The organism is Streptomyces sp. NWU339, from assembly GCF_003143855.1.
Taxonomy (GTDB): Bacteria; Actinomycetota; Actinomycetes; order Streptomycetales; family Streptomycetaceae; genus Streptomyces.
This window is the reverse complement of record NZ_QFRK01000005.1, coordinates 125044-138308: the sequence shown is the minus strand read 5'-3', so window position 1 is coordinate 138308 and position 13265 is coordinate 125044. Positions and strand designations below refer to the sequence as shown.

Below are 13265 nucleotides of genomic sequence, written 5' to 3'. Positions count from 1 at the left end.
GCTCCACCCGGCCGACTTGGCGACGTGAACGCATACAAATCTCGAACAGACTTCGAACACAAAGCCAAGACCGTGAATACCCGCCGCCAAAACGCAACCGAATGCCCGTTTCCTGCGCGCGCGAAACCTGCGGAAGATTGTCGCGCCCGCGTACCGCCGGGTACAGTCGCCGCACTGCTCTGCCAGCCCCTGTTGTCGAGGCGAAAGAGAAGTTGGTGAACGACCGTCACCCGTCGGGGACAATGGCCCCGCCCCCGGCTTCCGACGCCGTCTCGGCGCACTACGCGTCCTACGGCACCCAGGAAGCCCAGTACGGAGACTTCACCACGTACAGCGGCTACGACACCAACGGTTTCGACTCCACGGGTTCGGGAACCGGCACCCCGGCCACCGCGGCCTTCACCACCGACCCTCTCTTCGGCAACCTCTCGGGAAGCGGTCACGACCCGGCTTCGTACGCCACCGGGGACTGGTCCGCGGGCGGCCATGACACCGCGCACTACGACGCGTACCCGGCCCAGCAACAGGTCACCTACGACACGGGCGGCTACGACCCGACCGCCTGGACCACCGGGCAGCAGCAGATGCCGACGGTCCCGCCGCAGGCCACGGCACCCGAAGCGAGCGGCCAGTGGGACGACGGCGCCTGGATCCAGCCCGACCAGGCCCGGAGCACCGCCGATCCGACCCAGCAGTGGCACTGGGGCACCCAGACCTTCGACACCGGCGCCTACGACGCCACGCAGTGGAACTCCGAAGGCAGTACGGCCACACAGGTCACGGCCACACAGGTCTCCGATTCCTACGAGACCCCCTCCTACGAGCATCAGGCCGTACCGTTCGACCAGCAGGCCACCGCCACGTTCGAGCGGCACCCGGACCTGCGGTCCTCCACCGCCGACCCCTCTCCGGCCTTCGATTCCCAGGAATCCGATCAGGAGCTCCACGAGGCCGGCTACGAGGTCTCCTACGAGCCCGCGCACGACACACCGGACGACGCCGGTGAGCCGCCCACGACGGCCCCGCTGCTCGACGAGCAGGAGGAGCCCACCCCGTTGCCCGCGCCGCGCGCGGCGTCACACGGCGGGTCCCGTTCCCGCCGCCGCACGCCCGCCAAGCGCTCCGCGCTGCTGACGGTGGCCGTTCCCTCGGCGTGCGTGATGGGTGTCGCCGGCATCGCGGCGGCCTCGGTCGGCGATCTGGCCGAGGACGGCGGCGGCCCGGAGACCAGGACGACCGCGGCGGACCCGCCGCCGGTGCAGCCCGCCACCGTCAACAACGAACTCAACACCCAGCTCGAGAGCCTCTCCGCCGGGGCCAACGACTTCGCCGACCGGGCCAGTCGCACCCAGGAACGCATCGACCTGAAGGCCCAGCAGGAGGCCGACCGCAAGGCGGCGGCGGAGGAGGCGGCCCGCAAGGAGCGGCTGCGCCCGAAGTTCGCGCTTCCCGTCGCGCAGCACGGCCTCAGCGCCTACTACGGCCAGTCCGGCATCAACTGGATGTCCGTGCACAGCGGAATCGACTTCCCCGTCTCGTACGGCGCGACGGTGATGGCCGCGACCGACGGCACGGTCCGCACCCAGTACAACAGCGCCTACGGCAACATGATGATCGTGACCGCGATGGACGGCACGGAGACGTGGTACTGCCACCTCTCCAGCTACCAGGTCCCCTCCGGCACGGCGGTGAAGGCCGGCCAGCCGATCGCGTTCTCCGGGAACTCGGGCAACTCCACCGGCCCGCACCTCCACTTCGAGGTCCGCCCGAGCGGCGGCTCGGCGATCGACCCGCTGGCGTGGTTCCGCAGCCACGGCCTCGACCCGACGTAGACCACCCCCGCCGCCCGGCGACAGCGGGGGCTCACCGCCCGGCTCCGGTGCCGGGCGCTCCCGGCACCCGGCACCCGGTTACAGCTTCTCGACCGGCGCGTACCGCAGCAGCAGTCGCTTCGGCTTGGTGTCCCCGAAGTCGATCGTCGCCTCGGCGTTGCCCCCCGTGCCCTTCACCGCGACGACGGTGCCGAGCCCGAACTGGTCGTGCGTGACACGGTCCCCGACCGCCAGCGACACCACCGGCTTCTCGGCGGCCCGGCGCGTGGCGAAGCCGGACGCGCCCGACGCCGCCGAGCGGGAGCGGGACGACGACAGCGAGGCCGCCACCCCGGACACCGGGCCGGAGGACACCGGGGAACTCGCACCCGTCCGCTTCCACTCCAGATGGGCGGCCGGGATCTCCTCCAGGAAACGCGAGGGCGGGTTGTACGAGGGCTGCCCCCAGGCGCTGCGCAGCGTCGACCGGGTGAGGTACAGCCGCTCACGCGCGCGCGTGATGCCGACGTACGCCAGGCGCCGCTCCTCCTCCAGCTCCTTGGTCTGGCCGAGGGCGCGCATGTGCGGGAAGACGCCGTCCTCCATGCCGGTCAGGAAGACGACGGGGAACTCCAGGCCCTTGGCGGTGTGCAGGGTCATCAGGGTGATGACGCCGGAGCCGTCCTCGTCCTCGTCGGGGATCTGGTCGGAGTCGGCGACCAGGGCGACCTGCTCCAGGAAGTCGGACAGCGCGACCGACTCGCCCTCGCCGCGCTCCTGCTCGAACTCCAGGGCTACGGCGGCGAGTTCCTGGAGGTTCTCGATCCGGGTCTCGTCCTGCGGGTCGGTGGATGCCTGCAACTCGGCGAGGTAGCCGGTGCGTTCGAGGACCGCCTCCAGGACCGTCGCCGGGCCCGCGCCGGACTCGACGATCGTACGGAGGTCCTCCATCAGCGTGTTGAACCGCTTCACCGCGTTGGTGGAGCGCGCGGCCATGCCGTACGCCTCGTCGACGCGCTTCAGCGCCTGCGGGAAACTGATCTTCTCGCGCTGGGAGAGCGCGTCGATCATGGCCTCCGCGCGGTCGCCGATGCCCCGCTTGGGGACGTTGAGGATGCGGCGCAGCGGCACCGAGTCCTCGGGGTTGGCGAGCACCCGCAGGTAGGCCAGGACGTCCCGGACCTCCTTGCGCTCGTAGAAGCGGACGCCTCCGACGACCTTGTAGGGCAGGCCGACCCGGATGAAGATCTCTTCGAAGACACGGGACTGGGCGTTGGTGCGGTAGAAGACGGCGACGTCCCCGGCCTTGGCCTCGCCCGCGTCCGTGAGGCGGTCTATCTCGTCGGAGACGAACTGGGCCTCGTCGTGCTCGGTGTCGGCGACGTATCCGGTGATCTGCGCGCCGGTGCCCGCGTTGGTCCACAGGTTCTTGGGGCGGCGGGACTCGTTGCGCTCGATGACGGCGTTGGCGGCGCTGAGGATCGTCTGCGTGGAGCGGTAGTTCTGCTCGAGCAGGATCGTCGTCGCGTTCGGGTAGTCCTCCTCGAACTGGAGGATGTTGCGGATCGTCGCACCGCGGAAGGCGTAGATCGACTGGTCGGCGTCGCCCACCACGCACAGTTCGGCGGGCGGCAGCTCGTGCGCGCCCGGCTGTCCGTCGGCGGGGGGCTCGGAGGTGCCGACCAGCTCGCGCACGAGTGCGTACTGGGCGTGGTTGGTGTCCTGGTACTCGTCCACGAGGACGTGCCGGAAACGGCGGCGGTAGTGCTCGGCGACGTCCGGGAAGGCGCGCAGCAGGTTGACCGTCGTCATGATCAGGTCGTCGAAGTCGAGCGCGTTGGCCTCGCGCAGCCGCGACTGGTAGAGCGCGTAGGCTTGGGCGAGCGTCTTCTCGAAGCCTCCCCCAGACTCCGTCTGGGAGGTGCCCCCAGCCGCCTGCGCGGCGAAGTCCTCCTCGTCGATCAGCTCGTTCTTCAGATTGCTGATCTTGGCGCTGAAGGACTTGGGCGGATAGCGCTTCGGGTCGAGGTCCAGGTCACGGCAGACCAGGGCCATCAGGCGCTTGGAGTCGGCCGCGTCGTAGATGGAGAACGACGACGTGAAGCCGAGCTTCTTGCTCTCGCGGCGCAGGATGCGCACACAGGCGCTGTGGAACGTCATGACCCACATCGCGTGCGCGCGCGGGCCGACGAGCTGCTCGACCCGCTCCTTCATCTCGCCGGCGGCCTTGTTGGTGAAGGTGATCGCGAGAATCTGGCCCGGGTGGACGCTCCGCGCGGCGAGCAGGTGCGCGATGCGGTGCGTGAGCACCCGGGTCTTGCCGGAGCCGGCGCCGGCCACGATGAGCAGCGGAGAGCCGGAGTGCGCGACGGCGGCGCGCTGGTTCTCGTTCAGCCCCTCCAGGAGGGCGGCGGGGTCCAGCACCGGGCGCGGGGCACCGTCGCGGTAGTGGGTGTCCCGGTCCGGCGGCACGTCGAACTTCCCGCCGAACAGATCGGCCGGAACCTCCTCCGGCACATGATCGTCCTCGGGCGGCGGCGGGGGCTCCTCCGCGGGGCCCCGCTGGGCCTGGAGGTCCGCCAGGAAGCTGTCGTCAAAGAGGCTGCTCATCGCTCTCCGAGTCTAGGCCGCCCCACCGACAAGCCGTGGCCACCCCGAGAACATCGCCCCGCACCGCACCCCCACCCTCCAGCACCGTGGTCTCACCCTGCGTGACGTGACGAAGAAGGTCACGAAAACGTATCGGGCATATCACCCATCAACCTTCACACGAGCCACATGAGTTGGCTACGGTTCGGGCGGGCCGCGCGTTCCCCACCGGCGAACCCCGCCGGGCCGAGCGGTCTCCGCCGAGTCCGTCACCGCCGTCGCGGCAGCCGGTCCCAGGCCCTCCCCGGAGCGATGACGGCCCGGAAGTCCCCCCTGCCGCCGCCCCGCAGGCGGAACGTTGGAAGGAGTCGCCTCCCTTGGCGTCGCACCGCAAGTCGCGCACCCCCGGTACGCGCGTGGCCGGCAAACGGACCCCCGCGCTCGCCACGGCGGCTCTGACCTCCGTCGCCCTGCTGTCCCAGACCGCCGAGGCCGCTCCCTCGGACGACGGCCGGCCGAGTCTGGAGGAGGTCGAGAAGAAGGTCGACGACCTGTACCGCCAGGCGGAGTCGGCGACCGAGAAGTACAACGCGGCCAAGGAGAGGACCACCAAGCAGCGCAAGCGCGTCGACACCCTCCTCGACGACGTGGCCCAGCGCACCCAGACGCTCAACGAGGCGCGGGAGAAACTGGGCTCCTTCGCTGCCGCCCAGTACCGGACCGGCGCGGGCGTCCCGGACACGGCGACCTTCCTGCTCGCGGACTCCCCGCAGGACTTCTTCGACCAGAACCAGCTGATGGACCGGATGACCGGCCGCCAGAAGGAAGCGGTCGACGACTACGTCACCCAGCAGTCCGAGACGATGGAGAAGCGGCAGGAGGCCACCGAGAGCCTCGAGGCGCTCACCGAGTCGCAGAACGACCTGAAGGCCGCGAAGGCCACCGTCCAGAAGAAGCTCAGCACCGCGCGCGAGCTGCTGTCGAAGCTGGACGCCGAGGAGAAGGCGCGGCTCGCGGCGGCCGAGGAGAAGAAGCAGGAAGAGGCCGCCCGCAAGGCCGCCGAGCTCGCCCGGCAGCAGGCGGAACAGCAGAAGGCCGAGGAGGAGGCCCAGCAGGAGAGCAGCGCGTCCGACGTCTCCGGCACGGCCGGCACATCCGGCACATCCGGCTCGACGACCGCCCCGTCGACCCCGCCGTCGACCTCGACGGACTCCTCGTACGCCGCCAAGGCAGAGAAGGCCATCGCCTTCGCCCGCGCGCAGATCGGCAAGCCCTACGTCTGGGGCGCCACCGGTCCCGGCTCCTACGACTGCTCCGGCCTCACCCAGGCCGCCTGGAAGGCCGCCGGCGTCACCCTCCCCCGCACCACCTACGACCAGGTCGACGCCGGAACCACGGTCCCGCTGTCCCAGGCCCAGCCCGGCGACCTCGTCTTCTTCTACGACGACATCACTCATGTGGGCGTCTACGTCGGCAACGGCATGATGATCCACGCGCCGAAGCCCGGCACCTACGTCCGCGAGGAGTCGGTCTTCTACGACGGCGAGTCGTCGATCCACAGCGTGGTCCGCCCGGCCTGACCCAGGCTCCGACCCGCGGTCCGCCCCACGGCCCGGCGCGCTCTCGCGCGCGGCGGGTTCTTCTAACATCGCCCCATGCCCGCCCCTACCCCCTCTCCTTCCCCCTCCCGCGCCTGGTGGGCGCAGCGTTCCCCGGCGGCCGGTTCCGCCGTGATGGCGACCGGCATCGTGTCCGTGGCCCTGCAGCTGGCGGGGTGGGAGACCCTCTCCCTGGTCTTCCTCGTGCTCGCCTGCGCCGCCTGGCTGGGGTTGGCGGCGCAGTTCGTCCTGCGGTTGCTGCGGGAACGGGAGCGGTGGGTGTCGGAGGCGGAGACCCCGGGTTCGCTCACCGCGGTCGCCGCGACGACCGTGCTCGGCACGCGGGTGTCCGCCCTCGGTTACGACGCTCTGGCCGGGGCGCTGCTCGCGCTGGCCACCGTGCTCTGGCCGGCGCTGCTCGTCCTCGTTGTACGGCGCTGGCGGCCACGCATGCCCGGTTCCGTGTTCCTGGCCTGCGTGGCCACGCAGGGGCTCGCCGTCCTGGGCGCCACGCTCGCCGCGGCCGAGTCGGCGGCCTGGCTCGCGCGGGTGGCACTGGTGCTGTTCTGGTTCGGGCTGGTGCTCTACGGGCTCGCCCTGTTCCGCTTCGACCCGCGACAGGTGCTCGAGGGGGCCGGGGACCACTGGGTCGCAGGCGGTGCCATCGCCATCTCGTCGCTCGCCGGGGTCAAGCTGCTCACCGCCGACAGCGCCCGGCTGTACCTGTGGAACGACGACGACCGCGGTGTCCTGCACCTGACGACCGTCACCCTGCTGGTGCTCGACCTGGCCTGGTACGCGGTGCTGCTGGCCGCCGAGGCCGTCCGGCCGCGGCCGGCCTACGACACACGGCGCTGGGCGACCGTGTTCCCCCTCGGCATGACGGCGGCGGCGACGCTCTCCGCGTCCGCCGCCCTCGGTGTCCCCTGGCTCGAAGGCCTGGGGCGGGTACTGCTGTGGGTCACGGTGGCCGTCTGGCTGGCGGTCGCCGTCGGCGCGGCGGCCTCCGCGCGGACCGCGATCACGTCCGGCCCCCTGTCGGCCTTTGTCAGGTCCAGAGCACGGCGATGAAGATGTTCGCCGTGGTCAGCAACCCGACCAGCCCGAACAGGCCCTTGTCCACCTTCTCGTCGTCCCGCTTCACGTAGACCAGGCCGAGGATCACGATCAGCAGGGCCAGCTTGACGCCGATCTTGATGTGGTCGACGGAATGGTTCTGCGCCTCGTTGAGCCCGACCAGGACCACACCGGTGACCAGCATCGTCAGCGCGCCGTGCAGCATCGCGGGCACGAAGCGGGCGGTTCCCTGGCCCATGGCCTTCATCTGGGTGAGGAACCCGCCGAGCAGCGACGCGATGCCGATGATGTGCAGTCCGACAAATATGTGGATGAGTACGTCCATGAGCCGGAGCCTAACCAGCCCCCACCCCACGCCCGACACCGGCCCGACGCGACGGCTACGGCCGTAGGGCTGTGGCCGGCCGTCGACGGCCGCGGGCAAGGGCCAAGGCGCGGGATGCGGGATGCGGGATGCGGGGAGGAACGGGTGGTGGGTTCAACCCACCACCCGTTCCTCACAAACGCCGCTCGGATCCCGACGCCCGTCCCTCGAAGCTCAAGCGCCGGTACGCGCGTACTCACGGAGAGCCGCCTCCGCGTCACGGTGACCGACGCCGACGAGACGCTGCCGACCCCGGCCACAGCCTGCCCGGACGACGAGTCCGGCCGAGGCCTCACCTTGGTGGAAACGCTGGCGGACGACTGGGGTGCGGAGCTACGCGAATCCGGCGGCGGCAAGACGGTCTGGTTCGAGGTGGCACTCACGCGCCGCCGCACAGTGACCGTACGTCCGCCATGCGAAAACGCAGCAGCATGCAGCCCTCCTCCCACCGGCCCCAGCGTGATCCGTCGCAGCGAAGGCTGAGCGCCCGAACCGCGTGAGACCGGACGGGCCGGGTCCCCGGTGCCGTCCTCGCCTCGTGCGCGGCGCCCGCTGCATGCCTCGCCGCCCGACCTCCGACCAGGAATTCACCTGCCGTCAAGATCGTTCAATCGACATGCCACAGCACCAGGACGCCCCTGACGTACGTCCCCTCACCGATGCCGACGTCCCCATCGCGGTCGACACCCTCACCCGGGCCTTCGTGGGCTATCCCTTCACCCGGCACGTGATCGCCGCAGACAACCACGAGACCCGGATCCGGCGCTTCCAAGAACTCTGCCTGACCCGCATCGGGATGGTGTACGGCCGCGTGTGGGTTGCCGACGCGGGCCGCGCCGTCGCTGTCTGGGCCACTCCTGACCAGGACCCCTCGCCCGCCTTCGCCGAGATCGGCCCACTGCTCGGCGATCTCACCGGTGACCGGACGGCCGCCTACGAGTCCGCAGAGCAGGCCGTCGCTCCGTATCGACCGCAGGAGCCGGCGTGGTTCCTCAGCACGGTGGGAGTCACCCCCGGAGCCCAGGGGCGGGGCCTCGGTACCGCGGTGCTGATCCCTGGCATCGAGGAAGCCGAACACGCCGAGTGCCCGACGTTCCTGGAAACTTCCAGCGAGAGGAACGTGACGTTCTACGAGCGCCTCGGTTTCAAGGTCACAGCCGAGGTCCTGCTCCCCGGCTCCGGCCCCCGCACGTGGTGCATGCGCAGGGATCCGCGGTAGGGCTCCGGGGCCCGCAACGCGGGAGAACCCGGAGCCCGGACATCAGGTTCACTGGCGTGCACAGCGCTCGCCATGTGCGGTGCGAGCACGTCACCCTGTTTCCGTCCATCCGTTCTCGACCCGCTCGGCGCTCGGCCTTCAACGGGATTTGCTCAGCCTTCGCTGCGACAGGTCAGGAACGGAGTGATCGCAGCGGCGCCCACCGGACGGTCACACCAGGCGCCGGGCCGTCGCCCAGCGGGTGAGCTCGTGGCGGTTGGAGAGCTGGAGCTTGCGCAGGACCGCCGAGACGTGGGACTCGACCGTCTTCACGGAGATGAAGAGCTGCTTGGCGATCTCCTTGTACGCGTAGCCGCGGGCGATCAGCCGCAGCACTTCGCGTTCGCGCTGGGTGAGGCGGTCGAGGTCCTCGTCGACCGGAGGGGCGTCGGTGGAGGCGAAGGCGTCGAGGACGAAGCCGGCCAGGCGGGGGGAGAAGACGGCGTCACCCTCCTGGACCCGGAAGATCGAGTCGACCAGGTCGGTCCCGGTGATCGTCTTGGTCACGTATCCGCGGGCGCCGCCCCGGATCACCCCGATCACGTCCTCCGCCGCGTCCGAGACCGAGAGTGCGAGGAAGCGGACCGGCCGCTCGGGGTCGCCCATCATCGGCGCGCAGCGGCGGAGCACTTCCACGCCTCCGCCACCGGGCAGGTGCACGTCGAGGAGGACGACCTCGGGCCGGGTCGCGGTGATGACCGTGACCGCCTGGTCGACGTCGGCGGCCTCGCCGATCACCTCGACGCCGGTCTGTTCAGTCTGTCCGATCTCGGCCTGGACGCCCGTGCGGAACATGCGGTGGTCGTCGACGAGGACGACACGCACATGACGTCCGGCGCCGTCGGCCGGTCCCGCCGTTCCGTTCGTCCCGGTCGGTTCGGTGGGCTCGCTCATGACGTCTTCTCCGCCCTCTCCATCTCCAGCTCGACCTCCGTGCCGCCGTCCGGCACCGCGCGCAGCCGCGCCGTGCCGCCGTTGCGCTCCATGCGGCCGATGATCGATTCTCTGACACCCATGCGGTCGGCGGGTATCGAGTCGAGGTCGAAGCCGGGGCCGCGGTCCCGGACGGACACGAAGACCGTCCTTCCCTCGACTTCGGCGTAGACCTGTACGGCACCCCCCTCGCCACCGTACTTGGCCGCGTTCACCATAGCCTCGCGCGCGGCCTGCATCTGCGGGCGGATCTTCTCGTCCAGCGGGCAGTCGCCGACGACGACGACCTCGATGGGGACCCCGTGCTTGTCCTCCACCTCGGCGGCGTTGCGCCGCACGGCGTCGGCGAGGGTGGTGGGCTCGTCGGCCTCGTCCTTGCCGGTGCCCTCGGGCTTGTAGAGCCAGTTGCGCAGGTCGCGCTCCTGGGCGCGGGCGAGGCGGCGCACCTCCCCCGGGCTCTCGGAGTTGCGCTGGATCAGGGTGAGGGTGTGCAGCACCGAGTCGTGGACGTGGGCGGCGACCTCGGCGCGCTCCTGGGCACGGATGCGCATCAGCCGTTCCTCGGAGAGGTCCTGGGTCATGCGCACGAGGTAGGGGCCGGCGAGGAGTGTGATCCCGACGAGGACCGCGAGGGCCGCCTGGAGCACCGACGCGAGGTGAGTACCGGAGCCCCGCAGGACGAAGATGCCCGACGCCCCCGCCGTGACCAGCAGGACGCCGGCGCCGCCCCGCAGCAGGGTGACCGTACGGCGACGGCTGCCGACCTCGACCCAGCGGGCCCGGCGCGCGTTGTCGGCCTGCCGCCAGACCAGGGCGACGCCCGCGCCGACCAGCACGGTCGGCCAGAGATAGGCCCTGGCGCCGTTGGACAGGTTCACATTGCCGACGAAGCCCAGGGCCACGACGACCATGAGGAGCAGGGCGACGATCTGGCCCTTGTCCGGTCTGCGGGTGACGAGTCTGCGCCGACCGTCCGGTGAGGTCTCGGTCCCGACCAGCGGGGGCGGCTTCTGCTCGTCCACACCGCCGACGCCGAGCGGTACGAAGAACCAGAACGCGGCATACAGCAGCGCGCCGAGGCCGTCGGCCATGAACAGGCCGACGAACATGAGCCGTACCCAGATCACGGGCAGCCCGAGGTGTCCGGCGAGCCCCCGCGCCACACCACCGAGCCAGCGTCCATCACCGCTGCGGTAGAGCTTGCGCGGCGGCCGCGGCTCGACGAGTGACGCTGCTGCGGCTTCCGACATGTCAATGATGGTCACACGGCCCCCGGTTCCGGGGCATCAGGGTCGATCCCGGAGACTCCCCTGATCTCCGGGTCCGGGCCCTCGGACAGTCCCCCGGGCACCCCTCAGGGCCGATATCAGGGTCCGGCCAGGGTCGTCCCGACTGCCGCCACGGCGGCTCGCCCGTCACCATGGACTCATGACAGATCACCAGCACGCCGCGCCGGGCCCGGGGCCCGGCTCCGGCGCGGTCGGAGAGGCCGCTTCCGGCGGGGCCCCGCAGCCGCCCGGCGAGGCGGGCGTGCCCGAGCCTCCGTACCGTTTCCGGCGCGACCGCCGGCACCAGATGATCGGTGGAGTGTGCTCCGGGCTCGGCCGGCAGTGCGACATGGACCCGGTGATCTTCCGCATCACGCTGGCGGTGCTCTCCGCCACCGGCGGCGTCGGCCTCATCTTCTACGGCTTCGCCTGGCTCCTCTTCCCGTACGAGGGCGAGGAGGAGAACGAGATGCGCAGATTGCTGACCGGCCGGGTCGGCGGCCACACGCTGGCGGCGATACTTTTCGCGCTGGTCGGCTGCGGCGTCTTCCTCAGCATGCTGAACAACGGCGGGGTGCTGAGCTTCGCCGTGATGCTCTCCCTGCTGCTCGCCGGTGCCGGGTACTGGTCCCGGCAGCGCGGTGCCCCCAGCCCCGACCCCCTCGCCGCCCAGGCCGCCGCCGACGCCCCGCCGGAGCCCCAGGCGCCGCCGGTTCCCGCCTCCTACTCCTCCTGGTGGCGCGATCCCATAGTCAAGGACGGCACGCACATCGGCGGTACGGGCTACCTGTGGGGCCCGGGGAACTCCCGCGACCTGGACATCGCCTCAGTGGTCGACGTCCGCCTCGACCCCCACGGCTCCGGCCGCGGCGCCGCGCGAGCCCCGCACCCGCGGCCGGTCAAGCCGCGAGGGCCCCGCGGGATCGGCGGCTGGGTCTTCCTGCTCGCCCTGCTCGCAGCCGGTCTGGGCACGGGCCTGACATGGCAGGAGCATCCGCTCGGCACCAGCCTGCAGACGGGTCTCGCGTGTGCGCTCGCCGTATTCGGCATCGGTGTGGCGGTCAGCGCGTTCCTGGGCCGCACCGGGGCGGGGTCGATCATCCTGGCGGTCATCACCGCGGGGCTGCTGGCCGCCTCCACGGCCGTGCCCAAGGACATCGGCACCGAGTGGATGCGCACCAGCTGGGAGCCCGCCTCGGTCGCACAGATACGCCCGGCGTACGACCTGGGCACGGGGAGCGGCACCCTCGATCTGTCCAAGGTGCGGGTGGCCGAGGGGCAGACCGTGTCGACGCGGGCGAACGTCGGCCTGGGCCGCATCCACGTGATCGTGCCCGAGAACGTGACCGTGCGGCTGAACATCCAGGTCGGTCTGGGCGACATCCAGTTGCCGGGCGACCTGCGGAAGGACGTGGACGTGGCACCCGACAAGCGCAAGGAGGCGACCCTGGCTCCGCCCGCGGGCGTCAAGAAGGCGGGCACGCTCGACCTGGACCTCCAGGTCGGCGCCGGACAGGCGGAGGTGAGCCGTGCTACGTCATGAGTTCCAGCCCGGCAGGCTGGTCGCCGGCGCCTTCCTCACTCTCGCCGGCGTGCTCTACGCCGGAGACGCGGGCGGCGCCTGGGACACCCCGTGGTTCGTCGTGTTCCCCGTCGTCGCGGGCGGCCTGTGCCTGGCCGCAGCGGTGGGCAGCGTGACGGGCCTGATACGCCGGAACAGACGGTCCGGCGACCGGGAGAACCACGCGAAGTCACCGACCTGACGAAGGCGGCCGGCGGCCGGCCCGGAACTTTCGCCGCGGGCGGGGGCGGCCCTACCGGTAGTCGCTCACCCGCCGCCGGCGCCCTCGGAGGGCGGCGTCCACGGAGAGCAGGGGGGCACCTGCCAGCACCAGCGGAATCCAGCCCACGAGGTAGGGGAGGTCATTGCCGTAGTAGTACGGTTCGGCGGCCCAGCTCACCGTCAGCCACAGGCTGAGGGAGATCAGCGCGCCGCCGAGGGCGGCCGTCCGGGCGAGCAGACCGATGAGAGTTCCGATGCCGACGGCCAACTCGCCGAAGGCGATGGCGTAACCGAAGGCGACGGGATTCTGCAGGGACATGTCGACCAGCGCGGGAATGGCCGAGGAGTCGCGGACGGCACGCATCATGTCGCCGATCGACCCGGCCCCGGCGTCCTTCATGAACGCGCTGTCGGTGAGTTTGTCCAGTCCGGCGTAGATGAAGGTGACGCCCAGAAAGATCCGCAGAGGCAGGAGTGCGTACCGCGTGGCGGTGTCCCGCCAGTTCCTGCTGCCACCGAATTGAGGGATGTACGTATCCGTGCGCATACCCTGAGTCATCGCCGTCTGTCGCCTCTCGCCGCCG

The 13265-nt window shown here is 70.9% G+C and carries 12 protein-coding genes; 7 read left to right on the top strand and 5 right to left on the bottom strand.

All coding sequences use genetic code 11. From position 1 onward, the window contains the following. Positions 1-101 precede the first annotated feature (101 nt). Entirely contained in the window at positions 102-1832 is a 1731-nt protein-coding gene (locus tag DIZ27_RS08760) for a M23 family metallopeptidase (RefSeq protein WP_109377746.1), read from the top strand. 78 nt (positions 1833-1910) lie between these two features. On the opposite strand, the gene pcrA is transcribed toward DIZ27_RS08760, so the two are convergent. After that, a complete protein-coding gene (pcrA, locus tag DIZ27_RS08755) occupies positions 1911-4421 on the bottom strand; it encodes a DNA helicase PcrA (RefSeq protein ID WP_109377745.1) in 2511 nt (836 codons plus the stop codon). A gap of 356 nt (positions 4422-4777) precedes the next feature. On the opposite strand from pcrA, the gene DIZ27_RS08750 reads away from it, so the two are divergent. Both DIZ27_RS08750 and DIZ27_RS08745 read left to right on the top strand, forming a co-directional pair. Then, the gene (locus DIZ27_RS08750; protein WP_109377744.1) at positions 4778-5980 is read left to right on the top strand and encodes a C40 family peptidase; all 1203 of its coding nucleotides are present in this window, start codon (positions 4778-4780) and stop codon (positions 5978-5980) included. A 75-nt stretch (positions 5981-6055) separates the two neighbouring features. Next, positions 6056-7069 (top strand): tellurite resistance/C4-dicarboxylate transporter family protein, encoded by a 1014-nt coding sequence (locus DIZ27_RS08745; protein WP_109377743.1) that lies wholly within the window; start codon positions 6056-6058, stop codon positions 7067-7069. Here DIZ27_RS08745 and DIZ27_RS08740 read toward each other — a convergent pair. Continuing rightward, positions 7047-7400: a hypothetical protein gene (locus tag DIZ27_RS08740; RefSeq protein ID WP_109377742.1), complete on the bottom strand. Its 354-nt coding sequence runs from the start codon at positions 7398-7400 to the stop codon at positions 7047-7049. The two genes, DIZ27_RS08745 and DIZ27_RS08740, sit on opposite strands and share 23 nt — an antisense overlap. A gap of 261 nt (positions 7401-7661) precedes the next feature. Between DIZ27_RS08740 and DIZ27_RS45110 the strand changes: the two genes are divergently transcribed. Together DIZ27_RS45110 and DIZ27_RS08735 are read left to right on the top strand one after the other, a co-directional pair. Then, positions 7662-7922, top strand: a complete 261-nt coding sequence (locus DIZ27_RS45110; RefSeq protein ID WP_146228919.1) for an ATP-binding protein — start codon at positions 7662-7664, stop codon at positions 7920-7922. A 133-nt stretch (positions 7923-8055) separates the two neighbouring features. Beyond that, complete coding sequence (locus DIZ27_RS08735; protein ID WP_109377741.1) at positions 8056-8658, top strand: GNAT family N-acetyltransferase; 603 nt, start codon at positions 8056-8058, stop codon at positions 8656-8658. Positions 8659-8868: 210 nt separating this feature from the next. Here DIZ27_RS08735 and DIZ27_RS08730 read toward each other — a convergent pair whose 3' ends face one another. Next, positions 8869-9591 (bottom strand): response regulator transcription factor, encoded by a 723-nt coding sequence (locus tag DIZ27_RS08730; protein WP_109377740.1) that lies wholly within the window; start codon positions 9589-9591, stop codon positions 8869-8871. Next, positions 9588-10880: an ATP-binding protein gene (locus tag DIZ27_RS08725; protein WP_109377864.1), complete on the bottom strand. Its 1293-nt coding sequence runs from the start codon at positions 10878-10880 to the stop codon at positions 9588-9590. The genes DIZ27_RS08730 and DIZ27_RS08725 overlap by 4 nt, the downstream gene beginning before the upstream one ends. A 178-nt stretch (positions 10881-11058) precedes the next feature. Here DIZ27_RS08725 and DIZ27_RS08720 point away from each other — a divergent pair, with 178 nt between their 5' ends. Both DIZ27_RS08720 and DIZ27_RS08715 read left to right on the top strand, forming a co-directional pair. Further along, positions 11059-12441, top strand: a complete 1383-nt coding sequence (locus DIZ27_RS08720) for a PspC domain-containing protein (RefSeq protein ID WP_109377739.1) — start codon at positions 11059-11061, stop codon at positions 12439-12441. Next, on the top strand, positions 12428-12661 hold the full coding sequence (locus DIZ27_RS08715; protein ID WP_109377738.1) for a hypothetical protein: 234 nt from the start codon (positions 12428-12430) through the stop codon (positions 12659-12661). Before DIZ27_RS08720 ends, DIZ27_RS08715 begins: the two co-directional genes overlap by 14 nt. A 51-nt stretch (positions 12662-12712) precedes the next feature. Here the strand turns inward: DIZ27_RS08715 and DIZ27_RS08710 are convergent, their stop codons facing one another. Beyond that, positions 12713-13240, bottom strand: coding sequence for a DoxX family protein (locus DIZ27_RS08710; protein ID WP_109377737.1), 528 nt, complete (start codon positions 13238-13240; stop codon positions 12713-12715). Between the last annotated feature and the right edge of the window lie 25 nt (positions 13241-13265).

Excerpts from the sequence above, each read along its gene's own strand:
- DIZ27_RS08740 (WP_109377742.1), bottom strand. The coding sequence starts at position 7,400 with ATGGACGTACTCATCCACATATTTGTCGGACTGCACATCATCGGCATC.
- DIZ27_RS08735 (WP_109377741.1), top strand. The coding sequence starts at position 8,056 with ATGCCACAGCACCAGGACGCCCCTGACGTACGTCCCCTCACCGATGCC.
- DIZ27_RS08745 (WP_109377743.1), top strand. The coding sequence starts at position 6,056 with ATGCCCGCCCCTACCCCCTCTCCTTCCCCCTCCCGCGCCTGGTGGGCG.
- DIZ27_RS08710 (WP_109377737.1), bottom strand. The coding sequence starts at position 13,240 with ATGACTCAGGGTATGCGCACGGATACGTACATCCCTCAATTCGGTGGC.
- DIZ27_RS08730 (WP_109377740.1), bottom strand. The coding sequence starts at position 9,591 with ATGAGCGAGCCCACCGAACCGACCGGGACGAACGGAACGGCGGGACCG.
- DIZ27_RS08720 (WP_109377739.1), top strand. The coding sequence starts at position 11,059 with ATGACAGATCACCAGCACGCCGCGCCGGGCCCGGGGCCCGGCTCCGGC.
- DIZ27_RS08760 (WP_109377746.1), top strand. The coding sequence starts at position 102 with ATGCCCGTTTCCTGCGCGCGCGAAACCTGCGGAAGATTGTCGCGCCCG.
- pcrA (WP_109377745.1), bottom strand. The coding sequence starts at position 4,421 with ATGAGCAGCCTCTTTGACGACAGCTTCCTGGCGGACCTCCAGGCCCAG.
- DIZ27_RS08725 (WP_109377864.1), bottom strand. The coding sequence starts at position 10,880 with ATGTCGGAAGCCGCAGCAGCGTCACTCGTCGAGCCGCGGCCGCCGCGC.